Source organism: Pseudoalteromonas sp. CO109Y (assembly GCF_004208935.1).
Classification (GTDB): domain Bacteria; phylum Pseudomonadota; class Gammaproteobacteria; order Enterobacterales; family Alteromonadaceae; genus Pseudoalteromonas; species Pseudoalteromonas shioyasakiensis.
On the sequence record NZ_SGPD01000011.1, the window covers coordinates 181,455 to 205,323 of the forward strand.

27 protein-coding genes are annotated in these 23,869 nt (G+C 39.9%); 7 read left to right on the forward strand and 20 right to left on the reverse strand.

Annotated features, from left to right (window positions below):
• Positions 1 to 145: 145 nt before the first annotated feature.
• From EXT43_RS03635 to EXT43_RS03645, 3 genes are all read right to left on the reverse strand, one after another.
• A complete protein-coding gene (locus EXT43_RS03635) occupies positions 146 to 1,294 on the reverse strand; it encodes a 5-(carboxyamino)imidazole ribonucleotide synthase (RefSeq protein WP_130166348.1) in 1,149 nt (382 codons plus the stop codon).
• Between the two features lies 1 nt (position 1,295).
• Positions 1,296 to 1,778, reverse strand: coding sequence for a 5-(carboxyamino)imidazole ribonucleotide mutase (gene purE / locus EXT43_RS03640; protein ID WP_054553887.1), 483 nt, complete (start codon positions 1,776 to 1,778; stop codon positions 1,296 to 1,298).
• Positions 1,779 to 1,926: 148 nt separating this feature from the next.
• The gene (locus tag EXT43_RS03645) at positions 1,927 to 3,513 is read right to left on the reverse strand and encodes an ABC-F family ATPase (protein ID WP_082401562.1); all 1,587 of its coding nucleotides are present in this window, start codon (positions 3,511 to 3,513) and stop codon (positions 1,927 to 1,929) included.
• Between the two features lie 206 nt (positions 3,514 to 3,719).
• Here EXT43_RS03645 and EXT43_RS03650 point away from each other — a divergent pair, with 206 nt between their 5' ends.
• Positions 3,720 to 4,241, forward strand: a complete 522-nt coding sequence (locus EXT43_RS03650; protein ID WP_130166349.1) for a TetR/AcrR family transcriptional regulator — start codon at positions 3,720 to 3,722, stop codon at positions 4,239 to 4,241.
• A 171-nt stretch (positions 4,242 to 4,412) separates the two neighbouring features.
• Complete coding sequence (locus EXT43_RS03655) at positions 4,413 to 5,621, forward strand: porin (RefSeq protein ID WP_062565348.1); 1,209 nt, start codon at positions 4,413 to 4,415, stop codon at positions 5,619 to 5,621.
• A gap of 528 nt (positions 5,622 to 6,149) precedes the next feature.
• Here the strand turns inward: EXT43_RS03655 and EXT43_RS03660 are convergent.
• The 9 genes from EXT43_RS03660 to EXT43_RS03700 all read right to left on the reverse strand — a co-directional run bounded on the left by EXT43_RS03660 (position 6,150) and on the right by EXT43_RS03700 (position 10,571).
• Complete coding sequence (locus EXT43_RS03660; RefSeq protein ID WP_130166350.1) at positions 6,150 to 6,386, reverse strand: hypothetical protein; 237 nt, start codon at positions 6,384 to 6,386, stop codon at positions 6,150 to 6,152.
• Between the two features lie 49 nt (positions 6,387 to 6,435).
• The gene (locus tag EXT43_RS03665; RefSeq protein WP_130166351.1) at positions 6,436 to 6,744 is read right to left on the reverse strand and encodes a hypothetical protein; all 309 of its coding nucleotides are present in this window, start codon (positions 6,742 to 6,744) and stop codon (positions 6,436 to 6,438) included.
• A gap of 70 nt (positions 6,745 to 6,814) precedes the next feature.
• A complete protein-coding gene (locus EXT43_RS03670) occupies positions 6,815 to 7,243 on the reverse strand; it encodes a hypothetical protein (protein WP_130166352.1) in 429 nt (142 codons plus the stop codon).
• 66 nt (positions 7,244 to 7,309) lie between these two features.
• A complete protein-coding gene (locus EXT43_RS03675; protein WP_058584990.1) occupies positions 7,310 to 8,194 on the reverse strand; it encodes a GGDEF domain-containing protein in 885 nt (294 codons plus the stop codon).
• Complete coding sequence (locus tag EXT43_RS03680) at positions 8,185 to 8,571, reverse strand: group 1 truncated hemoglobin (protein ID WP_062565341.1); 387 nt, start codon at positions 8,569 to 8,571, stop codon at positions 8,185 to 8,187. The genes EXT43_RS03675 and EXT43_RS03680 overlap by 10 nt, the downstream gene beginning before the upstream one ends.
• A 257-nt stretch (positions 8,572 to 8,828) precedes the next feature.
• Positions 8,829 to 9,140 carry an antibiotic biosynthesis monooxygenase gene (locus EXT43_RS03685; protein ID WP_130166353.1) on the reverse strand — a complete coding sequence of 104 codons (312 nt, stop codon included), beginning with the start codon at positions 9,138 to 9,140 and terminating at the stop codon, positions 8,829 to 8,831.
• Positions 9,141 to 9,145: 5 nt separating this feature from the next.
• On the reverse strand, positions 9,146 to 9,556 hold the full coding sequence (locus tag EXT43_RS03690) for a GFA family protein (protein ID WP_130166354.1): 411 nt from the start codon (positions 9,554 to 9,556) through the stop codon (positions 9,146 to 9,148).
• A 21-nt stretch (positions 9,557 to 9,577) separates the two neighbouring features.
• The gene (locus tag EXT43_RS03695) at positions 9,578 to 10,009 is read right to left on the reverse strand and encodes a DUF3859 domain-containing protein (protein ID WP_054553896.1); all 432 of its coding nucleotides are present in this window, start codon (positions 10,007 to 10,009) and stop codon (positions 9,578 to 9,580) included.
• Between the two features lie 82 nt (positions 10,010 to 10,091).
• Positions 10,092 to 10,571, reverse strand: coding sequence for a GNAT family N-acetyltransferase (locus tag EXT43_RS03700; protein ID WP_063529748.1), 480 nt, complete (start codon positions 10,569 to 10,571; stop codon positions 10,092 to 10,094).
• Between the two features lie 80 nt (positions 10,572 to 10,651).
• Between EXT43_RS03700 and EXT43_RS03705 the strand changes: the two genes are divergently transcribed.
• Complete coding sequence (locus EXT43_RS03705) at positions 10,652 to 10,855, forward strand: hypothetical protein (protein WP_054561447.1); 204 nt, start codon at positions 10,652 to 10,654, stop codon at positions 10,853 to 10,855.
• A 38-nt stretch (positions 10,856 to 10,893) separates the two neighbouring features.
• On the opposite strand, the gene htpX is transcribed toward EXT43_RS03705, so the two are convergent.
• The 5 genes from htpX to bioB all read right to left on the reverse strand — a co-directional run bounded on the left by htpX (position 10,894) and on the right by bioB (position 15,595).
• Positions 10,894 to 11,754: a protease HtpX gene (gene htpX / locus EXT43_RS03710; RefSeq protein WP_054561446.1), complete on the reverse strand. Its 861-nt coding sequence runs from the start codon at positions 11,752 to 11,754 to the stop codon at positions 10,894 to 10,896.
• Positions 11,755 to 11,928: 174 nt separating this feature from the next.
• On the reverse strand, positions 11,929 to 12,612 hold the full coding sequence (gene bioD / locus EXT43_RS03715; protein WP_130166356.1) for a dethiobiotin synthase: 684 nt from the start codon (positions 12,610 to 12,612) through the stop codon (positions 11,929 to 11,931).
• 7 nt (positions 12,613 to 12,619) lie between these two features.
• On the reverse strand, positions 12,620 to 13,417 hold the full coding sequence (locus EXT43_RS03720; RefSeq protein ID WP_130166357.1) for a methyltransferase domain-containing protein: 798 nt from the start codon (positions 13,415 to 13,417) through the stop codon (positions 12,620 to 12,622).
• Positions 13,414 to 14,547 carry an 8-amino-7-oxononanoate synthase gene (locus EXT43_RS03725; RefSeq protein WP_130166358.1) on the reverse strand — a complete coding sequence of 378 codons (1,134 nt, stop codon included), beginning with the start codon at positions 14,545 to 14,547 and terminating at the stop codon, positions 13,414 to 13,416. Before EXT43_RS03725 ends, EXT43_RS03720 begins: the two co-directional genes overlap by 4 nt.
• A 7-nt stretch (positions 14,548 to 14,554) precedes the next feature.
• Complete coding sequence (bioB, locus tag EXT43_RS03730) at positions 14,555 to 15,595, reverse strand: biotin synthase BioB (protein ID WP_054553903.1); 1,041 nt, start codon at positions 15,593 to 15,595, stop codon at positions 14,555 to 14,557.
• Positions 15,596 to 15,693: 98 nt separating this feature from the next.
• Between bioB and bioA the strand changes: the two genes are divergently transcribed.
• On the forward strand, positions 15,694 to 16,986 hold the full coding sequence (bioA, locus tag EXT43_RS03735) for an adenosylmethionine--8-amino-7-oxononanoate transaminase (RefSeq protein WP_130166359.1): 1,293 nt from the start codon (positions 15,694 to 15,696) through the stop codon (positions 16,984 to 16,986).
• 50 nt (positions 16,987 to 17,036) lie between these two features.
• On the opposite strand, the gene EXT43_RS03740 is transcribed toward bioA, so the two are convergent.
• Positions 17,037 to 17,471, reverse strand: a complete 435-nt coding sequence (locus EXT43_RS03740) for an ATP-binding protein (RefSeq protein WP_054561441.1) — start codon at positions 17,469 to 17,471, stop codon at positions 17,037 to 17,039.
• Between the two features lie 271 nt (positions 17,472 to 17,742).
• Here EXT43_RS03740 and asnS point away from each other — a divergent pair, with 271 nt between their 5' ends.
• Together asnS and EXT43_RS03750 are read left to right on the forward strand one after the other, a co-directional pair.
• A complete protein-coding gene (gene asnS, locus EXT43_RS03745) occupies positions 17,743 to 19,140 on the forward strand; it encodes an asparagine--tRNA ligase (protein WP_130166360.1) in 1,398 nt (465 codons plus the stop codon).
• Positions 19,141 to 19,285: 145 nt separating this feature from the next.
• A complete protein-coding gene (locus EXT43_RS03750) occupies positions 19,286 to 20,218 on the forward strand; it encodes a substrate-binding domain-containing protein (RefSeq protein ID WP_130166361.1) in 933 nt (310 codons plus the stop codon).
• A gap of 74 nt (positions 20,219 to 20,292) precedes the next feature.
• Here EXT43_RS03750 and EXT43_RS03755 read toward each other — a convergent pair whose 3' ends face one another.
• Positions 20,293 to 21,219: an FAD-binding protein gene (locus EXT43_RS03755; protein ID WP_063527731.1), complete on the reverse strand. Its 927-nt coding sequence runs from the start codon at positions 21,217 to 21,219 to the stop codon at positions 20,293 to 20,295.
• Positions 21,220 to 21,969, reverse strand: coding sequence for an electron transfer flavoprotein subunit beta/FixA family protein (locus tag EXT43_RS03760; RefSeq protein ID WP_054561438.1), 750 nt, complete (start codon positions 21,967 to 21,969; stop codon positions 21,220 to 21,222).
• A 193-nt stretch (positions 21,970 to 22,162) separates the two neighbouring features.
• Here EXT43_RS03760 and EXT43_RS03765 point away from each other — a divergent pair, with 193 nt between their 5' ends.
• On the forward strand, positions 22,163 to 23,809 hold the full coding sequence (locus EXT43_RS03765) for an electron transfer flavoprotein-ubiquinone oxidoreductase (RefSeq protein WP_130166362.1): 1,647 nt from the start codon (positions 22,163 to 22,165) through the stop codon (positions 23,807 to 23,809).
• The last annotated feature ends 60 nt before the right edge of the window (positions 23,810 to 23,869 follow it).

Below are 23,869 nucleotides of genomic sequence, written 5' to 3' on the forward strand. Positions count from 1 at the left end.
ATATTAATATAAAAATATTAGTCTATAGCAAGATGACCCTGACGCAAGTGCTTTGAGACAAGAGGTACAAAATTAGCGAAGTTTGTGGATAAATAATAGTGATTAAAAAGCCGAGATAAACTCGGCTTTTAAGAATTTAAACTAATTAGTTTAAAATAAGTTGAGTGCTGGTATCAGCTACTCCTGGGTAGTCTTGCTCTGGCAAAATTTCAGCCAGTGCCGCTAAACGCTCACCTAATTGGTGAAGGTTATCGGCCGATACATTGATATGACCCATCTTACGACCCGGTTTAGCCGTTTTACCATACCAGTGACTTGTAACGTCTTGCGTTGCTAGTACTGAGTGTGGGATTGAAGGCTGACCTAATACGTTGATCATAGCAGTAGGACGAAGACACTCTGTACTACCTAATGGTAAACCTGCAACAGCGCGCATGTGGTTTTCGAACTGTGAGCAATGTGTACCCTGCTGTGTCCAGTGACCAGAGTTATGAACGCGTGGTGCAATTTCGTTTACTAATAACGTACCTTGTACATCAAAAAACTCAATTGCTAATACACCCACATAGTCAAGCTCTTGCGCAAGCTTGTTGAATGCCAGTTCAGCTTGCTCTTGAATCGCAGCTTTTTCTTTACCCGCAACTGAAAGCGTAAGTACACCATTGGTGTGTTGGTTTTCAGTCAATGGATAAATAACGGTGTTACCCGCTTTGTCGCGTGCACCAATGATAGATACTTCACGGTCAAATGGGATCATCTTTTCAGCGATAATAGAATGCGGCGCAGTTTCGGTACCTGATGCTATGAAATCTGCCATTTCTGACCAAATTTGGTCAATTTGATCATCAGACTTTAAGCGCCACTGCCCTTTACCATCGTAACCCGCTTGGCAAGTTTTGATCACAAGCGGCTTGCCTAAACGCTCTACAGCAGCAATAAGGTGTGCTTTTTCTGTAATTAATTGGTAAGGCGCGCATTCAACATTTGTTTTATCAAGTAATGCTTTTTCAAGTGCGCGATCGCCACCTGTTTTAATTGCCGCTTTACCCGGATAAAACTTATTGCTTTGACAACAGAGTGTAAGTACATCATCAGGAATGTGTTCAAACTCTGCTGTAATCGCGTCTGCGTTATTAATAGCTTGTTGTAATGTACTGTTATGAACTTCACCAGTTAATGGATGAATGATTTTTTCACTACCCACATCGTAGGCAACAACATTTAAATCAAGCGGTGCACCCGCTAAGCTCATCATGCGAGCTAACTGACCTGCACCTAAAATTAGAATATTCATATTACTCTGCAGGATTAGGGTTAGCTAAGATAGTGTCTGTTTGTTCTTTACGGAAAGCTTCAACTTTTGCGAAGATTTCAGGCTGTTGGCAACCTAAAATTTGTGCCGCTAAAAGGCCAGCATTTGCAGCGCCTGCTTCACCAATAGCAAGAGTACCTACCGCAACACCTTTAGGCATTTGGCAGATAGATAATAACGAATCAACACCATTTAGTGTTTTAGACTTAACTGGTACACCTAAAACTGGCAGTGATGTAAACGCCGCAGCCATACCTGGTAAGTGCGCAGCACCACCGGCGCCTGCGATAATAATTTTAATGCCGCGATCTGCAGCTGAGCTTGCATAGTCAGCAAGTAATTGAGGGGTACGGTGAGCAGAAACAACTTTAGTTTCGTATTCAATGCCGAATTTTTCTAGCATTAACGCCGCATGTTCCATCGTTGGCCAGTCTGATTTGGAACCCATAATAATGCCAACAGTCATAAATACACCTCAGTTAAATAGTTTTCTAAAAAGCGGACTTTTGTCCTTATTTTGTGGCGGGTATTATATACCTAACTCACATCAAGATGCGACTCTAGAAGCACAAAAAAGCCATGACATGCATGGCTTTTAATCACTCATCAGCTAATTAAGCTTCTTTGCTTGCTAGGTACTCAGTGTATGTACCTTTAAAGTCGATAACTTTGCCGTCTTTGATTTCCCAAATACGGTTTGCAAGCGATGATACAAATTGTCTATCGTGTGATACGAACAATAATGTCCCTTCGTATGCTTCAAGTGCTAAGTTAAGCGCTTCGATAGATTCCATATCCATGTGGTTGGTTGGCTCATCCATTAATAAGATGTTTGGTTTATGCATCATAATTTTGCCAAACAGCATACGGCCTTGCTCACCGCCTGAAATCACTTTTACTGACTTTTTGATATCGTTTTGTGAAAACAGCATACGACCTAAGAAACTACGAACAACTTGTTCGTCGTCACCTTCTTGTTGCCATTGTTCCATCCACTCAAATAAGTTCATGTCTTGTTCGAACTCGTCAGCATGGTCTTGAGCGTAATAACCGATATTAGCGTTATCAGACCATTTAAATTCACCTTGCTTCGGTGCTAAACGACCAGCAAGAGTATTTAATAATGTGGTTTTACCAACACCGTTCTCACCGATAATAGCAATACGCTCACCTACTTCAACTAGGCCTTCAAGGCCACTGAATAATGTTTCTTCAAAGCCTTGCGTTAAATTTGTTAGCTCTAAAGCATTACGGAATAACTGCTTTTCTTGTTCAAAACGAATAAACGGGCTTTGACGAGAAGAAGCTTTAACTTCTTCAAGCTGAATTTTATCAATTTGTTTAGCACGTGATGTTGCTTGCTTTGCTTTTGAAGCGTTCGCAGAGAAGCGCGATACGAACTGTTGAAGTTCGGCAATTTGGCTTTTCTTCTTGGCATTTTCGCTTAGTAGACGCTCACGAGCTTGCGTTGCAGCAAACATATACTCATCGTAATTACCTGGGTAAATACGAAGCTCACCGTAATCGATGTCGGCCATGTGTGTACAAACTGAGTTTAAGAAGTGACGGTCATGCGAAATGATGATCATGGTGCAGTCACGCTGGTTTAGTACGTCTTCTAGCCACTTGATGGTGTAAATGTCCAAGTTATTGGTAGGCTCATCGAGTAACATGATATCTGGATCAGAAAACAGTACCTGCGCAAGTAACACACGCAGTTTAAAACCTGGTGCAATTTCAGACATAGGGCCGTAGTGTTGCTCTGTGCCAATACCTACACCAATTAATAACTCACCTGCTTTAGCTTCTGCTGAGTAACCATCCATTTCGGCAAACTCAGTTTCTAGATCTGCTACACGCATACCGTCTTCTTCGCTCATCTCAGGTAAGCTGTAAATACGGTCACGTTCTTTTTTTACTTCCCACAGCTCTTTATGTCCCATGATCACTGTGTCGATTACAGAAAACTCTTCGTAAGCAAACTGGTCTTGGTTTAGTTTAGCAATACGCTCGTTTGGATCTGTGCTGACATTGCCTGAAGATGGCTCTAGTTCACCACTTAGGATTTTCATGAAGGTTGATTTACCACAGCCATTCGCACCGATTAAACCGTAACGGTTACCATCGCCAAATTTTGCTGAGATATTTTCGAATAAAGGTTTAGCACCAAATTGCATGGTGATATTAGCTGTACTAATGATAGCGGTACCCTCCAGCGGGTAAAAAGTAAAAACGAAACTGCGGGCAATTTTAAACTAAAGCCGCTTGGCACGCCATGAAAGTTTAATTAAATACACAGGCTAATTTTACAAGCTCACACCTAGCGACTACCTTTAATGAGCGTGCTCATATATGTATATGAGCACGCTCACTTTTAAAATAACCAAATAAAAACAGCAGGTTAATAATGAGCAAACATGGCGATACTCACCAACGTATTTTAGAGGCGGCTTGGCGACTCTTTACTGAGCAAGGGTTTAACGATACCTCTACGCGGCAAATTTCAGCAGCAAGCAACATAGCGGTTGGCACCTTGTTTAATCATTTTGCTGATAAAGTGGCTATTTTAGAAGCCTGCCTCGAAGACAAATTTAATGATGTGATGGAGCGCGCAAAAGAAACCGATATTCACCGCCCTGCTCGCTTAAAGATTAATCATTACGCACAATATTTTTATCAGTTTTATTGTTTACATCACCGCTTTTATAAAGTGCTCTTTAGCCAGCGATTGTTTTCGCAAGCATTCCAACAACAACACATGGAATTAATTCAATCATTAGTTTTTGCCGACCAACCGCAATTTAATAAAGTGAAAGCAGCTATATTGCTCGACTGCTATTTTATGACCTTGTTGTATGGCTTAGGCGCCGAAACCCCAAATACTAAACTTATGCTCAGAACGCTAAGCCAGAAAGTGTCTGTTTTTTAGGCTCAGTAACTCATTGATAATTCGATATAGTGAACCTAAAGTGAATAATTTTTCCTCAAAGTCGGTTTGTTGCATGATAATTTTTCACTTTTGACCCTATTTTAGCTTTGATAATCTCCGTTCCTTAACTAAATTATACCTATTAGGGACAATATTTAATCAAGGTACTTTATGAAAAGAACACACACTGCCTTATTTGTTGCAGGCATGCTTGCCATACCTACAGCCAATGCCATCGAGATCTATAACGATCAAACCAATAGCGTTACTGTTGGTGGCTTTATCGATGCAAGGGTGATTAATACGCAAGGCGAAACTGAGGTAGTAAACGGTGCATCACGCATTAATTTTGATTTTAAGCGCCAATTAAAAAACGGCTGGCAAGCGTTTGCTTTACTTGAATGGGGTGTAAACCCTGTTGGTAGCAGCGATATCGTATACAGCAATCGCTTTGAATCAATTCAAGATGAGTTTTTATATAACCGCTTAGGCTATGTTGGCCTTAAACATGACGATTACGGCCAAGTTACATTAGGTAAACAATGGGGCGCATGGTACGACGTTGTTTATAACACCAACTACAGCTTAGTGTGGGATGGTAATGCTGCAGGTGTTTATACCTACAATAAAGATGATGGAGCTGTAAATGGCACAGGCCGCGGCGATAAAGTACTGCAGTATCGTAATACCTGGGGTGATTTTCATCTTGCTCTTCAGGCACAGCTAAAATCTGATGAATTTTATACCTGCGACATCGTTGATATTTCAAGAAGCTCTTGTGAAGTACTTTGGAACCAAGGCAATAATGCTGCACAAAAAGTAGAATTTAACTCGACTTATGGCGCCGCACTCACCTACTCGGTTAGCCCTAATTTAAAAGTCACTGCTGGTGTTAACCGTGGCCAGTTCGATATTGTGTACGCAGGTGGCAGAAATCAATCAGTAAACGATTTAATTTATGGTATGGGCATTACCTATGGTGATTTTTATAAACCGGGTTGGTATGCATCAGCGAATATAAATAAAAACGAAAACCACGATACAGACAACTTAGGCCGCTTAATAAAAGATGCTGTTGGTTTAGAGTCAATTTTAAGCTACCGCTTTGATAATGACATACGTACTTTTGTTGCTTATAACGTTTTTGATGCAGGTAGTGACTATGTTATTCAGCCGAACTTTAATGCCGACCCTGAAGATGTGTTTAAACGCCAATTTGCAGTAATCGGTGCGCACTACTTTATGGCAGAAGACACCATTTTATATATTGAAGCTCGTAAAGATTTTAGCGACTTCTCGAGTAATGACGCTGATCAAGAAGCACAGATGTCACAAACCGAAGATGACGGTATTGCCATTGGTTTTAATTACACTTTGTAGTTACGATAAACACTAAGCCCACTATTGTGGGCTTTTTTCTAATCCAATTGCACACTTTCAAGATTGTTCGCAATATCAATCAACGTCTGCTATTACTTAACAACCATAAAACTAAAATACGTCAATATTTGAGGTTGTTGTGTCTAACAAGGTAAAGCTAATTCTACTTTCTTCAATATCTAGCGTTTCGTTCATGCTCTTTCACTGGCTAACAAATGTCAGAGAATCGTATACGGTATTTGGTGTTAGTTCCGATTTATCGGGTGGTTTAGTAATGGGCTTTGCTATTGGTGTGATGCTAGTTACATTAAGCACACTTAAGTTAAACAAGTATTGAGTGTGTTTTGGAACTGTATGATGCCAAGTCATAAAACGTTTGGCTTAAACTTGTTATAAAGATTATAACTACCCTATTAGCCGTTCATTTTAAGTATTTCTAGCTCAACAACTGCATTGACTCCGCCACTAAATAAAATTAAAAATGATGCTAGGTAGCTACGCGTTAAGGCGTATTTACTGCTTTTCATTTTACAGTGGACTCCATTTCTTGTACTTTCCCTTACGTGCCAGAGCAACAGCGTTGGTGATTTCTTCACGCGGTGACCTTTCACAATAATTTAAGTATTCTTCTACTATTAATCCTGACCACCCAGGAGCTGCTGCTACGACCCAAAAATGAATACCTTGGTTCAAATCTTTTGCAGCAACGTAATTGATAATTTTTTCTATCTCACTATCACCCGGTATCATTTTTAGCATAGCCATTGCTCGAAAAGCCCCTTCAATGAGTGCCTCATTGCCAATATCAATAAGCTTAAATATTGTAGCTCTCTGTAGAAAGTCTTACTATTGCATCTCCAATAGCGACGTAAAGCATAGTTGCTTTATTATCTTGCTTTACGAGTCCATTTAAAAATGGCAATGCTGGCTTATAATCACATTCACCTATAGCCATGATCATCAGATACTGTGTTTCCCAAGTCCTTTCATCATTGAGTTCATTCTCAAGCGCAGCCAATAAATACGGACCAGCGTTAATATCTTTTAGCTTCCGCAACTTCTTCGCTGCTGAACGACGTTTTTGGGATTTCTTGTCTCTCAGTTGTTCCATTATTTCATTCATTATTCAACTCTTCGTAATACATATAGGGTAGCTAAATAACCGCATCATAATGAACGTTCTAATTCTGTTGTTAGGTGTTTTCAGCATACTTCACCCTAAAAAAAAGCATAGCAAGCTTGATTCCAATTAGTGCGCCAGCCCCTATAATGAACGGGACTAAGCTTTCTAAGTAAAATGGAATACTTGAGAGAAGCAACCGAAATAAAACAACAGCGCCTTGAACAAGCATTATATACGCAGCAAGATGAAAGAACTGTATTGGATCTTCCAAGCTGAATGGATTGCGATTCCAATCTGGCTTGTGCCATACCTTTGTTGATGGTGGATTAACAACTTGCATGCCAACAACAAATAAAAGAGCCAAAAAGGTAAATACAAAAATAACACCTAATGCACTCAAATTGATAGCCGGGTTAGCCTTCGGCTCAAGCGGTGTAAATAGAGATGAGACTGCTATGAAGGATATTAAAGCAATACGAAGGAATTTCCATTTATTCATAATATTTGCACTCAAGCATCAAATAACCAACACAATATAGCAGACAAAAAGTTAAAAATTAGCGCTTTAAGCACCTTCAAACTTTACTACACGCGAACGGCCATTCTCTTTGGCAATATAAAGTGCTTTATCGGCATTATTCAAAAGCTCATCAAGTGAAATGCCGTCATTACCATACACAGCAACACCAGCGCTAAACGACATGCCTATATTTGAATTATCAGGTGTCATTAGCTTTATGGTCTTAGTTGTTTGAAGTAGTTTTTCTGTATTGGCAAAACAAAACGTGTCTTTATTGTTTATTTGAATAAGGCAAAACTCTTCACCGCCAAGTCTTGCAAAATAACACGTATCATCAATGCTATCTTTTACATGCTTCGCAAATGTGACTAATACTTGGTCGCCAAAATCATGGCCAAATGAATCATTAAAACGCTTAAAGTGATCAAGATCGATCAGAGAAACAGTACAACTAAACTCTTTATGATTTGATTGTAATTGACTGAATTTTGCAAACAAGGCTCGCCTATTTGGCACATTTGTTAATTGGTCAGTATGAGCAAGTTCAAACATTTGCTTACTGTAGTCTTCTAACAATGAGTTTGTCCTGTTAAACAAAAACTGATTTCTCTTAAGTTCGGTTATATCCTCACCTTCAACAATGACGTTCTCACCGACTACATTGGCAGTAAACCTAAATATATGACGATATGAAGCATCATTAATTTCTACTTCAAGCTTATCAGTATCATTTTCTAATAATTTTGAAATAATTAATTGTACTAAGCCTCTGTTAGTTGGATTGTTCGATGCATTTAGATAATGCTGTGCAACAAGTTGAAATGAGTTGTTTTGAAATACTTCCTTGTGTTCATTAGCCGAAAAAACAACGACAGGTAACTGCAAATAATTTAAAACAGAATAATCCGCGTTGTTTTGTTCTAATGACATACGATAAAGTCTCGTTTTGTTTCAAGCTTAGCTATGACTTGCTTCGCGTCGTCTTCTGATATTCCTTGTTCAGAAAATGTAAGCGACAAGATATTTATCATTTCTTGCCAATCTTTAAGATTAATACCTAAATTTTTATGGGCTTGTGCTAGCTGTTCATCACTGATGTAATCAGGTCCACCCATTAAAGATGAGATAAAACTTGTTTGATGATGAATCAGCCTTTCCATATTGGTATTTTTAAAATGTGTATTAAGGGTTTCTGACTTCAAAATATTGTCATAAAACTTTTCTATGACGATATAAATTCGAGAAAAACCACCGTATTTGATAAACAAAGAAGATTCCACACCGAGTCCTGTATTATCGATAAACATTTAACTAGCTAATAAGGCACCACAAAAGATGACAATAAAGTCTGCAAGCTATTGATATTTAAATTATAGAAAGGAAAAGAGATTTTGCATTTTTTGAATAAGCAAATAATGGGATTATTCTCATTTGTTGCACGTGAATATTATTAGCCCCTCTTACACACCATACCTGTTGATTAAAAATCTTAAATCTAAAGATAAGCTGAGATTGAAATTCACCCCAATATAGTATGATGTGTTCTTTTTATCATTAATGACTATCACAACGAATAATCACGTTCTACTTTAGCAATACGCGTTGTAAACGCACTGTACCATTTGTCTCTGCCGAGCTGCTGGGCGTTTAAGTGCTCAACGTTTTGTTTCCAGGCTTTTATTGCATCTAAGCTTTGCCAATACGACACCGTAATACCCAAACCATCACGAACAGACTCTATACCTAAATACCCAGGTTGTTGCTCTGCAAGCTCAACCATTCTATTAGCCACTTCTTCATAACCGGCGGTATCACCCGATAAGGTATTCGTAAAAATTACGGCGTAATAAGGGGGTTTTGGTGTATTCGCTATCATGGCTGTTACTTCCCTCTACTTGGTTCAAAACCATCATAACATGGTATTTCTGCGTCAAATGTATCCCAATTTGCTTTAGAGCTTACAAAGTTATGGCTAATCGGACGCTCGTTTATATCGCTATCTAATAAACCTAAGCGAATACGTAAGCGGCTTGGGTCATCTTTATTTTCGCTATAAATAGGCGAGCCACAACAGTTACAAAAATAGCGAATTCTGCCGGGTTTAAATTCAAACGCACTTAAATGCTGCTTGCCTTCTGTGAGGTTAAAACCATCTCGTTGAATAAAGCCATTGGTTGCGTAGGCTGTGCCTGAGTTTTTACGACATAAGGAGCAATGACAATGAATAATTGAGTCTATGCCACCAGCAATAGTTACTTTTACTTTCCTGCACAAACAACTTCCTTGATACATAGTCCCTCTCAGGCTTAAAGATTAATAACCGCGATGCTTCCAAAATTCAGTGGCAGTGCCTTCGGCTTCCTTTAATAAATTAAAGGATTTATCAGCAATTATATGGCCATTTAACTCAATAGTCATGCGCCAAATACCAACTTTATTATCAACAGGTGCCCATATCGTATCACCTAAATAAAACTGCCAATCGTTTGTTTTAACGTACTGTTCACCCTCAAATGGTGGCATGATCTCGCCATCTTCATCGGGGATATCTGGGTGGTAAACGCAAAATTTAATTTTTTGTCCTTTGGCCTTTTTAATATTAACAATAAAGCCAAATTCAATATCTAACTGTGCAGGAACGTCTGTTGTAAATTCGGTAATTTGAGGCAGGTCTTTCTCTTTTGCATCCCAATGACTGTAAATACCGTAACTTTCAATACTGGTAATTGGTTTGGCCTTTGCCATAGTTGCTGGCGCTCCTTTGTAAAAATGAGGCGCTATTTTATAGTAGCAACCCTAGCAGAACAAGATTGTACTATTATAGTAATTAGCTAACGTGCTTTACCCAATGTGCGTCATCTTGTTGAAAACCACATTTAGTTAAAAGTTTAATACTGGCGCTGTTATTTTGGTTAACTAAAGCTAACACACTGTTTAGCGGAGCAGGTACAAAGGTCGTCAGTTTTTCAAATAGCATATCTAGTACCTTTTGCATTATTCCTTTGCCAAAGTATTGTGACGATAACTCAAACCCCAACATGCCCTGCCCGTCAATTATGTTAAATATGCCTACGCTGCCAATAACCTGCCCACTACTTCGTAAAACAATAACTAAACGAATGCCTTGTTGATTATAAAAACGTTCTATGTCGCCTTGAATAAAGTCATACACGTCACCTTTCGTTATATCAGCATCGTAATCGTTAAATGTTTGTACTTGCGGATCCTTTAAAATATCCCATATCGCTTGGCAATCTCTATGACGAATTGGGCGTAAGTCAAAGGCTAAGTCATCGTGGCTAGACACGTTAATTTCTTCTTTTTGCTTTATGAGCTGGCATTATTGTCTTACTATAAATGCAATTTCAAGCAATTAGATTAAGTTCGATGAGTGAAGAATTTAAAGTAATTCAACCTACCACTACAGTTTACTGTAAAGAGCGCGGTGAAGGCTGGACCTTAACAGGGATCACCAGTATTGATGAACACACATCTGTGATGTTTGATGGTGTAAGGTATACCTTACCGGCCCGTGAAATTGTTGAGGTGTTATTGCCACAACAACTCGAGCGAGAGAAAAACCAACAATAAAAAAAGCCAGCATTAAGCTGGCTTTTTCGTGTTTAAAATTAACGTAATGCGTTAATACGCTCATCAAGTGGTGGGTGAGATGAGAATAATTCAGCAACACCTTTACCGCTTGCAATACCAAACGCCATCATTGAACCTTCTAGCTGTGATGGGTGGTTTTGTTTTAAACGCTCAAGGGCGCTACGCATTTTATCTGCACCTACTAGTTTTGCTGCACCGGCATCCGCAGAGAATTCGCGTTTACGGCTGTAGTAAGCAACAATCACACTTGCTAGAACACCAAATAACATTTGGAAAATCATATCGAACAAGAAGTATGTCCAGCTACTACCGCCCTCTTCTTCATCACTATTAAGAAAGTTATCAACAATACCTGCCAATACTTTCGCCATAAAGATAACAAAGGTATTCACTACACCTTGAATAAGAGTAAGCGTTACCATGTCACCATTTGCAATGTGAGATACCTCATGAGCCAATACCGCCTCAGCTTGATCTTGATTCATGTTGTGTAATAAACCTGTGCTCACAGCCACCAGCGAGTTGTTCTTACTTGGACCAGTCGCAAATGCGTTCATTTCAGGACTATCGTAAATAGCCACTTCTGGCATCGCGATACCTGCTTTTTTCGCTTGCGCTGCTACCGTAGAAACTAACCATTGTTCTGTTTCAGAACGAGGCTGTTCAATAACATGTGCACCGGTTGATTTTTTTGCCATCCATTTCGACATAAATAACGAAATAAACGAGCCACCAAAACCAAATACAGTTGAGATAACTAAAATGCCGCCTAAACTGCGATGGCTAATACCCAGTACGCTCATCACAATAGACAACACAATACCTAACACTAGCATTACCGCTAAGTTTGTAAGTAGAAACAAAAATACACGCTTCATAAAAACCTCAGAATAAACATACCAATTGTATTAACTAACGACATGGTTAAAAATCGTTAGTTAATAAAATTATCTGGGTGTTCTACCAACTCAGTTTAGGGCTTATGCAATTGGTTGCAAGGAACTAATTGCAACCAATTGTGACAGAGTATGTCAAAAGTAACAACTCAATTATTATGGGTTGATAGATAAAATTTCAAGTAAGGTTTTGTAAATTTTTAATTTAGGGGTGCCGTCTGTATACGGACTAATCGCTAAAAGCGGGAAAGGTAATGCTGATTTTAGTGTTTCTAAATTGGCCTCTTGTTCACGCATGTTTGGGTCTACATGATTTGCTATCCAACCCACACAATTTACACCGAGCGCTTTAAAGTGAGCAGCTGTCAATAGTGCGTGATTAAGGCAACCAAGCTTCATGCCTACTACTAGCACAACATCAAGGTTTTGTGATTTAACCCAATCGCAGAGTAAATCGGTTTCGTTGATAGGTAAACACCAACCTCCTGCACCTTCTGTAAGAATATAATCGGTATTGAGTGCTTTTACATTTGCATAAGCAGTATCGAGCTTATCAAATGTCAGTCTGTCACCTACTTGGGCAGCTGCAATATGCGGTGCAATGGGTGGCTCATAGGTAAAGGGGTTAACTATGTTATATTTAACCCCAATTGATGAGCTTTCCATTAAGGTTAATGCATCATCATTGACTAGCTGCCCAAATGCTTCTTCTGCACCTGCTGCAATGGGTTTAAAACCCACCGCACGTTGTTTATGTTGAGCTAGTAAGTTTAATAATAAACTGGTGACATGGGTTTTTCCGGCATCGGTGTCTGTACCCGTGATAAAAAATTCTTTCATTTTTGAGTTAATTCTTTTTTTCTAGTTCTAAAAGGACAACTTGATAGCTCACTCTAGCATGCCCATCAACCAGAGGGTAAGCCTTACAAACACTATTAAGTGCCTGCCTTGTTAATAACCCTTGACGTTTTTGCTTAGTTTGCAATGAGGTAGCACCAATTGCTTTTATTGAACGTAGTGCTTCTAATGGAGAGTTATAGGCATCTACATAACATCTATCAGCTGCAAAATTGAGTTTAAACCCCGCCAATTTTGCATACTCAATAATATGACTAGCACAATGAAACTGATTAATATGGTTTTGCTCGTCTAAACAAGCGAAAGCCTGTTTGATTTCTTTGAGCGACCCATCTACCACACAGCTTAAATAAACCTTACCACCTGCTTTTAGTGAATAAAAAAGACTTTTAAGTAGCCCTTTTAAATCAGCAGACCATTGCATTGCAAAATTACTAAACACACAATCTAGCGAATTTTGCTGTAATGGTAGGTTATCCATATCAGCACACACTTTTAAACAATGCGGGTTTTGCTCTGTGCTTAACATGGAATGACTTAAATCCATTGCTAATACAGTATCAAAGTGTGTTTTAAGCATTGCCGTGTTAACTAAAGGCCCAGCACCTAAATCAAGGCAAGTACCCTGCTGATGTTTACTGGCCATCATTTTGAATAAGTGCGCAGCCGCTTGTTTTTGAACATTAGCATGGATTGTGTAATTTGCAGCCGCTTTAGAGAACTTAGTTTGTGTTGTTAGCTTATTACTGTGTTGAAAGCTTAAAGGCGCTTGCAGTTGAACACTCATAAACACTCCACTAGCGAATCAACAAGCTGTTTTATATCGTCAGCTTGATGTGCGCTACTTATGGTGACTCTAAGTCGTGCCGTATTAAAAGGCACCGTTGGCGGTCTAATAGCGGTTAACCACACGCCTTTCTCTTTAAGCTTATTAGCAACGGCAAGCGTGTGTTCTGCATCGCCCAATACCAAAGGCTGAATAGCCGTTGTTGATTCCATTAATGCTAAGTTATGCTCTTTGGCAAGCGCTCTAAAGTAGGCAATATTCTCTGAAAGCTGAGAGCGTCTCTTATCTGCTTTTAGTAACTTTTCGAGTCGTTCAAGAGTACAACTTGCCATCAGTGGTGACATTGCCGTTGAATAAATGTATTCACGATTAAACTGCAGCATGTAATCAATCATTTTCTTTGATGCAAGCAGGCAAGCACCACTACTTGCTAGTGCCTTGCCAAAGGTGATGATCAGTAAATCAGGCTTGATTACCTCACAACTCCCTAAGCCTTGTTCGCCTAATACGCCAAAGCCATGGGCGTCGTCAATCATCAACCACGCATTGTATTGTTTAGCAAGTTTACAGAGCGCTTCAATGGGGGCTTGATCGCCATCCATCGAAAACACCCCTTCGCTCACTATGAGCTTATGCTTTGCTTTTGACTTTTGTAACCGAGATTCTAAGTGCCTAAGGTCGTTATGATTAAACCGCACCATGGCAGCGGCAGAATGAAGGCCACCATCGATTAGGCTGGCATGATTAAGCTTATCTTGAAAAATTGCCGATGATTGCGCCACGCTTTTATCTTGAAACAACGCTTTTAATACGCTGCTATTGGCACTAAACCCACTGTTAAATAACATGGCGCTTTCATAACCTAATAACTCACATAAACGCTGTTCAAGCTGTTGTTGTGGTTTATTATAACCATTCACTAATGCTGAACTGTGGCTACCTAGATGCTGCGCTTGTATTTCAATAAAATCATCAGCAAAGCCAAGGTAGTCATTACTGGCAAAATTTAAATACTGTTTACCTGCAACCTGAATAAAGCGCCCGGTTGATTGCTCAACAAGTTGGCGCTTTCTCAGTAATGCATCTGCTTGTCGCTCAACAAGATGCTCGGCAATAAAATCAAAAGCCATTTAAATATTACGCTTCGTAAAATAGTTCTGATGTTGCTTTATCAGCAACTTTTGATGAAAGTGATGCTGCAACCGCTTCATCAGAATAATCTTCACGTGTTTCTGGGTTCATGCCTAATTTTTTAATCAGCATCATGTCTGCGTCTGCTTCAGGGTTTTCTGTAGTCAGTAGTTTATCACCGTAGAAAATTGAATTAGCACCGGCAAAGAAACACATAGATTGCATTTGTTCATTCATCGCCGTACGACCAGCTGATAAACGAACATAGCTTTTCGGCATCATGATACGTGCAACAGCAATGGTACGAATAAACTCAAAGTGGTCTAAGTCTTCGACATCTTCAAGTGGCGTGCCTTTAACCTTAACCAACATATTAATTGGCACACTCTCTGGCTGCTGCGGCAAATTAGCTAATTGCATTAATAAACCAAAACGGTCAGCTGCCTGCTCGCCCATACCAACAATACCGCCAGAACACACTTTCATGCCGGCATCACGCACGTTATCTATGGTGTTTAAACGGTCTTGGTAAGTACGTGTTGTAATGATCTGCTGGTAATACTCAGGGGATGTATCTAGGTTATGGTTGTAATAATCAAGGCCCGCGTCTTTTAATGCATGGGCTTTTTCGTTATCCAGCATGCCAAGGGTCATACAGGTTTCAAGGCCTAGCTCTTTAACCTCTTTTACCATTTTTGAAATATATGGCATGTCACGTTCTTTCGGATCAGACCACGCAGCACCCATACAAAAACGGGTTGCGCCTTTTTCTTTGGCAACACGCGCTTGCTCAACCACTTTTTCTACTTCCATAAGGCGTTCACGGTCTAAGTCTGTTTTATAATGGCCTGACTGAGGACAATATTTGCAATCTTCTGGGCAAGCACCGGTTTTAATCGATAACAAAGTAGAAATTTGTACTTCATTTGGGTTGAAGTTTTCACGATGCACACTGGCCGCTTTAAATAACAAATCATTGAACGGCATTTCGAATAATGCTTTTACTTCTTGGTGAGTCCAATCGTGACGGACAACTGCGTGCTCCATAATAGTCTCTTTTTTTAAATTATTGGGACGGTTTGATTGGCTTAGTCTACGACTTGACGTAACATTGTCAACGAATCGAAGTTAGATAAAGTTTACATATGATTAATAAACAACCAATAGATTTAGATTTTGATCGTGAGCATATTTGGCACCCTTATACTTCTATGACTCAGCCCCTTCCCGTTTACCCAGTCAGTCATGCCAATGCAAATCGTATTTTCTTAGAAACAGGCGAAAGCCTAATAGATGGTATGGCCTCTTGGTGGAGTGCGATACATGGTTACTGCCACCCTGTTTTAAATGAGGCAATCACTACACAGGTTAGTAAAATGAGCCATGTCATGTTTGGTGGTTTAACTCATGAGCCTGCTGTTGAGCTGAGTAAAAAGCTAGTCAGTATGACACCTGAGTCACTCGATAAGGTGTTCTTAGCCGACAGTGGATCTGTGAGTGTTGAAGTAGCAATAAAAATGGCTCTTCAATACTGGCTGAGTAAAGGACATACTGGTAAACAAAAACTAATGACGCCACTTAAGGGCTATCATGGTGACACCTTTGCTGCCATGAGTGTCTGCGACCCTGTAAATTCAATGCACAGTATGTACTCAGGTTTTTTACCTGAGCATGTTTTTGTTCCTGCTCCAAGTGCTAAATTTAATGGCGAGTTTAGCCCTGCAGAAGCTGATACGCTTGAAAGCTACGTTGCAGCTCACCACCAAGATGTTGCGGCATTTATCATTGAACCCATTGTACAAAATGCTGGGGGCATGAATTTTTACCACCCTGATTACTTAAAACACCTGCGCATTCTTTGTGATAAATATGATGTTTTACTTATTTGTGACGAAATCGCCACAGGCTTTGGCCGCACCGGCACCTTGTTTGCTGTTGAACACGCCAACATAGAGCCAGATATTTTATGTATTGGCAAAGCATTAACGGGCGGCATGATGACGCTCTCAGCGACATTAACCACCAGCAAAGTAGCTATTGGCATTAGTGAGGGTGAAGCCGGCGTATTAATGCATGGCCCAACATTTATGGGGAACCCACTTGCATGTGCCACAGCCTGCGCGAGTATTGATTTACTATTAGAGCAACCATGGCAAGAACAAATTGAACATATAAATGATGTATTAACAACCCAGCTTGCTAAGTGTAAGACGCTTGATGCTGTCGTTGATGTGCGAACATTGGGGGCAATTGGAGTTGTTGAGCTTAATCAAGCTGTTGATGTAGCAAAAATTCAACGCTTTTTTATAGAGCAAGGTGTGTGGATACGCCCGTTTGGTAAATTAATTTATTTGATGCCGCCTTACATAAGCGACGAACAAAGCTTAACTAAGTTATGCAATGCTATTTATGCAGCCATTGAACAACAGGCGTATTGATAAACCAGGCAATTAAAAAAGGAAGCTGATGCTTCCTTTTCCTTTAAACTTTACCATTCAAACATATATGCCATTTTACTGATCATTCGAAGCGGTACTTTATGTTCGCAGCGCTTAGCATATAGATGCTGCAATGATTTATCTTTAATTTCACCAACGATCACTTCTTTTACTTGATAACCCAGTGCGGTAGCCGCTTGTGCATAGGCGATAAATTCCCACTTTTTAATATTAGTGTTATCAACAATTACTAACGGAATTTCTTCTGCTAAGGCATTAATAAAGCGTGCAAGGTTTAGATTGTGATACTCAGATAACTTGTACTTATCAAATTGATACACACCTTCGCTATTGTAAAAATAATCATCTGTTGCGCACACGACATAATCACTTTCATTACCAGCTACCAACTCATCAGCAAGGCTTTGTGCGTAATATGATTTACCTGAGCCTGGTAAGCCGCGAAGAATAAAAACTTGTTTCATAGCACCTGTTATACAATTTAATTAAAGACTAAAGGACAGTTATCCTGTTGGGAATTGTTAATAATGCCACAAAATAACCAATTAGCGCAGCGAGAATTTAAATAAACGCAAATTTTACGCAAAATATTGCTGCTATTTTACTCAATTGAAGAAAAACTACTAAAGAGTACGCCTCAATAGTTTTTTTATTTGATTTACGAGGGTAAGATAGTCGATTCAAGTGCAATGCACAGCATTATTATATTAGGCAACTTATATCATTGGAGTGAAGATGAGCCATTTAGCGATTTCAGAGCTATTAAAAGGCAAGGTTGCGGTAGACAGCCAAGTAACAGTAAAAGGCTGGATCCGTACACGCCGCGATTCAAAAGCAGGAATTTCATTTTTAGCCGTTCATGACGGTTCGTGTTTTGATCCTATTCAAGCGGTAGTACCTAATTCACTCAATAATTATGATGAAGTAACACGTTTAACTGCAGGTTGTTCTGTATCTGTAACAGGTGTTCTTGTGCCTTCTGCAGGTCAAGGTCAGTCTTTCGAAATTCAAGCTAACTCTGTAGAAGTATTAGGTTGGGTTGAGAATCCAGACACCTACCCTATGTCTGCGAAGCGTCATAGCATTGAATATTTACGTGAGCACGCACACCTTCGCCCTCGTACTAACATCATTGGCGCGGTAACCCGTGTACGTAACTGTTTAGCACAAGCGATTCACCGTTTTTATCACGAGCAAGGTTACTACTGGATCAGCACACCGATCATCACTGCAAGTGACTGTGAAGGCGCCGGTGAAATGTTCCGTGTGTCTACTTTAGATATGCAAAACTTACCACGCACAGATAAAGGCGACATCGATTACAGTGAAGATTTCTTCGGTAAAGAAGCATTCTTAACAGTATCTGGTCAATTAAATGGTGAGACATATGCCTCAGCAATGTCAAAAATCTATACCTTTGGCCCAACTTTCCGTGCTGAGAACTCAAACACATCTCGTCACTTAGCCGAGTTTTGGATGGTTGAACCTGAAGTTGCATTCGCAGATTTAGAAGATATCGCAAAACTTGCTGAAGACATGCTGAAATATGTTTTCAATGCAGTATTAACTGAACGTCGTGATGATATGGAATTCTTTGCACAACGTGTTGAGAAAACAGCTATCTCTCGTTTAGAAGAGTTCGTTACTAAAGATTTCGCACAAGTTGATTACACAGATGCTATCGAAATCTTAAAAGCGTGTGGTAAGAAATTCGAATACCCTGTTGAATGGGGTGTAGATTTACAGTCTGAGCACGAACGTTACCTTGCTGAAGAGCACTTTAATGCGCCAGTAGTTATTAAAAACTACCCGCGTGATATTAAAGCCTTCTACATGCGTCAAAACGAAGACGGCAAAACAGTGGCAGCGATGGACGTAGTTGCACCAGGTATTGGTGAAATCATCGGTGGTTCTCAACGTGAAGAGCGTCTAGATGTATTAGATAAGCGTCTAGAAGAAATGGGCTTAAACAAAGAAGATTACAGCTGGTACCGCGACCTACGTAAATACGGTACTGTACCGCACTCAGGTTTTGGTCTAGGTTTTGAGCGTTTAGTTGCATATGTAACAGGTATGGGTAACGTACGTGACGTTATCGCCTTCCCTCGTACAAAAGGCAGCGCGACTTACTAATAAGTAACGCCACATAATTTAAAAGCCGCTTTCGAGCGGCTTTTTTGTGTGTAAATCATTAAATATTTTATAAATTCTGATTAGCAAAGCCAGACATATTGCCTATATTGATAGGAAGCTAACTATTTAGGAGTTTGCGTCTACTATGCTATTTCGCTCTATTAAAGCCCTTTTGCTATCTACAACTCTTATTTCTGCACATAGTGCGTATGCAATTGAAGAAAACATTAATTCGAAGCCTATTTTTATTGCTGGCTCAACCACAGTGACAGAATTATTAGTCGATATAAAAGACGACTTAAGCCAAGAATTTGGCAATAGTATACAAATTAGGCCAATGGGCAGTGATAAAGGCATTAAAGCAATTGCCGAAAATGTTATAGATATTGGCACTAGCTCGCGTTATTTAACAAAAGAAGAACAACAACGCTGGCCCTTTTTGCGGCAAATAATCATAGCCCAAGATGCAATCGCATTTTTTGTAAATAAAAACTTAAACATCACTGAACTTACCACTAAAGAGCTGAGCGATATCTACCAAGGAAAACTAAAGGCGTGGTCTGAGGTTTCTCCTTATACTCCCGAGCTAAGCGCAAAAAATGATGAGATCCTGCTTTTTAGTAAAGGCACTAGTCATGGTAGTTTTGATGTGTTTTTGGAATATTTAAACTTAGATTATATACAAGAGCCAGCCAGTAATTACATACGCCTAAAAATGGCGGGTAATAGAGGTTTATTTTCTAAACAAAAAGTAGAGCTTTATGATCAGTTCAATCAAGCGCTGGGTATAGTCCAGCGTATTCCAAATGCCATTGCCTATGATTCATATGGCGCTATTAGTAAATTAGAAAATGACAGACGTATTAATCGAGTAACGTTACTTGAGATCGACGGTGTAAGCCCTTCTGTTGAATCAATTCAAAGTGGCGACTATGCCTTTGTAAGGCCGCTGGTGCTAATAGTAAACACACAATCACCCCGCTCAAAAAAGATTGGCGACAAGCTCGCAGTGATTGTTAAATCAAACAAGATACAACAGAAAATGCTTGAGTTTGGTTACCTTCCGGTAAAACAGTAATCTGAAGATATAAACGAAAAAAAGCTGCGCACCTAAAAAGGTGAACAGCTTTTAACAACCAGAATCGTTATGAATTACAGAGCGCTTTCTAGCTCTGGTAACACATCAAATAAATCGGCAACTAAACCATAGTCAGCAACTTGGAAAATTGGCGCATCAGGATCTTTATTGATAGCAACAATCACTTTAGAGTCTTTCATACCCGCTAAGTGTTGAATCGCACCACTAATACCCACAGCAATATATAAATCTGGGGCAACAATTTTACCTGTTTGACCTACTTGCATATCGTTTGGTACAAAGCCCGCATCAACAGCAGCACGTGAAGCACCAATGGCTGCGCCTAGTTTGTCGGCAATACCATTTAATAACGCAAAGTTTTCACCATTTTGCATACCACGACCACCTGAAATAACCACAGGTGCTGCAGTAAGCTCTGGACGCTCAGACTCAGTTTGTTCTTCTGATACAAACTCACTCAGACCAACAGAACCTTTACCAGCAACACTAGTTACAGCTACTGGCGCTTGCTCTTGTGCAATATCAAAGCTACTTGCACGAACAGTAATAACCTTTTTGCTATCTAATGATTTAACTGTCGCAATTGCATTACCTGCATAAATAGGACGCTTAAAGGTATCTGCATCAATAACGTCGATGATTTCAGAGATTTGCGCAACATCTAGAAGTGCTGCAACACGTGGCATAAAGTTTTTACCCGTTGTTGTTGCACTTGCGACAATGTGTGAATAGTTATCAGCTAAAGATAAAACCAAATCAGCTAGGTTTTCTGCAAGTTGATTTGCATAAGCTGCATCATCAGCAATAAGTACGTTACTAACACCTGCAATTGACGCTGCTTGCTCGCTCATTGCTGATAAGTTTTCGCCTGCAAGTAGTAAATCTACATCAAAGCCTAGTTTAACAGCAGCAGTAATCGTTTTATTGGTTTCAGGCTTTAGAACACCTTTATCGTGTTCGGCTATCACTAATGTTTTCATTTAGATCACCTTCGCTTCTGTTTTTAACTTTTCTACTAATGTCGCAACATCTTCAACGACAATGCCGCCACTGCGTTTTTCTGGCTCGTTTACTTCTACCAACTGTACGCGAGGCGCAAGGTCTACACCTAGGCTATCAGCAGCAATTACATCAAGAGGTTTACGCTTTGCCTTCATAATGTTTGGTAATGAAGCATAGCGCGGTTCATTTAAACGTAAGTCTGTGGTTACGATAGCAGGTAGTTTAAGAGCAACTGTTTGTAAGCCACCGTCTACTTCACGCGTTACATTAACCGTACCAGCTTGAACATCGACTTTAGATGCAAAGGTACCTTGGCCACGACCCGTTAAAGCAGCAAGCATTTGACCAGTTTGATTGTTGTCAGAGTCAATCGATTGCTTACCTAAAATAACCAGCTCAGGTGATTCTTGCTCTACAATCTTGCTCAGTAATTTAGCAACATGTAAAGATTCAAGCTTTTCTTCTGTTTCAATATGAATGGCTTTATCAGCACCGAGTGCTAAAGCCGTGCGTAATTGCTCTTGAGATGATTTATTACCAATAGTCACAGCAACAACCTCAGTGGCTGTCCCTGCTTCTTTTAAACGAATAGCTTCTTCAATTGCAATTTCACAAAACGGGTTCATCGCCATTTTTACATTAGCTAGATCAACATCCGTTTTATCGGCTTTAACGCGTGCTTTGACGTTGTAGTCAATTACTCTTTTAATTGGAACGAGGACTTTCATCGTGACTCCATCAATTGTGTGTTCTCAAAGTTGACCTAAACGTCAACTTATTTATTTTATGAATTCAGACTACTTCCTGTTGACGTAAACGTCAACCTAAAATAACCTTAAAGTATTCACAGCCTGTAACGTTTCATTTGCAAGTATGAAATAAGGTTCTTTATAGCAGGTCCGTCACCGAGAAGAGGTTTATATGGTCGAACGCGAAACCATGGAATTTGATGTAGTCATCGTAGGCGCAGGCCCAGCAGGTTTATCAACTGCGATTAGATTGGCTCAACAAGCACAAGAAAAACAACAAGAATTAATGATCTGTGTGGTAGAAAAAGGCTCTGAGGTGGGCGCACACATTTTATCGGGTGCGGTTTTCGAAACCAAAGCGCTGGATGAATTATTACCTGATTGGCAGTCATTAGGCGCACCAGTTACCACTAAAGTAACGCAAGATGATATTTACTGGTTCAATAACAGTGAAAAAGCCACCAGCATCCCCCACTTTGCTAGCCCTAAAACATTCCATAACGAAGGCAATTACATTGTCTCTATGGGTAATGTATGTCGCTTTTTAGCAGAGCAAGCGGAAAACTTAGGGGTAGAAATATTCCCTGGTTTTAGTGCTCACTCTTTGATTATTGAAGACGAAACAGTGAAAGGCATTATCACTGGCGATATGGGCCTTGATAAAGACGGCAACGAAAAAGATGGTTACATGCCGGGTATGGAGCTTAGAGCTAAATACACAGTATTTGCTGAAGGTTGCCGCGGTCATTTAGGTAAAGAGCTAATCAAACACTTTGCCCTTGATAAAGATGCATCACCACAGCATTACGGTTTAGGTTTCAAAGAAATTTGGCAAATCGACCCGAGTAAACACAAAGAAGGCACAGTCGTACATGGTACAGGCTGGCCGTTAACTGGTGATACCAGTGGTGGTGCATTTATGTATCACAGCGACAACAATCAAGTTGTCGTAGGCTTAATTGTTGACCTTAACTACTCAAACCCACATCTAAGCCCGTTTGATGAATTTCAGCGCATGAAGCATCACCCTGTCTTTAAAGATGTTTTAGAAGGCGGTGAGCGTATAGCCTATGGCGCAAGAGCCATTGCCAAAGGTGGCCTACGTTCGTTACCGAAAATGCACTTCCCGGGTGGTTTACTTGTGGGTTGTGATGCCGGCACATTAAACTTTGCTAAGATCAAAGGTAATCATACAGCCATGAAATCAGGAATGGTTGCTGCTGATGTGATAGTAGCAGCTCTTAGCGACGGTAAAGAAAATGCCGATTTAGCTGAATATAAATCAGCTTTTGAACAAAGCTGGGCGTACAAAGAGCTCTATCAATCACGTAACTTTGGCCCTGTTATGCACAAACTGGGTAAGTTCTTAGGTGGTGCTTATAACACCCTAGATCAAAACCTATTTAGTGGCAGCTTACCGTTTAATTTTGAAGACAACATGCCAGATCATGCCACATTAGTTGCAGCTGATCAGGCCGAAAAAATCGACTACCCGAAAGCAGACGGCAAACTTAGCTTTGATAAACTTTCATCGGTGTTTTTATCAAATACCAATCATGAAGAATCACAGCCATGCCATTTAAAGCTAAAAGATAACTCGATTCCAATTAAAGTGAATTTACCGCAATTTGATGAGCCAGCACAACGCTACTGTCCTGCGGGAGTTTACGAAGTACAAGAAGTTGAAGGTGAAAAAGAGTTTGTGATCAACTCACAAAACTGTGTGCACTGTAAAACCTGCGACATAAAAGACCCCAGTCAAAACATTACTTGGGTAACACCTGAAGGTGCTGGCGGGCCAAACTACCCTAATATGTAACGCACGTTACTCATTTAATTAAAATTTATCCTAAATTGCAGGGGCTTCGGCCCCTTTTTT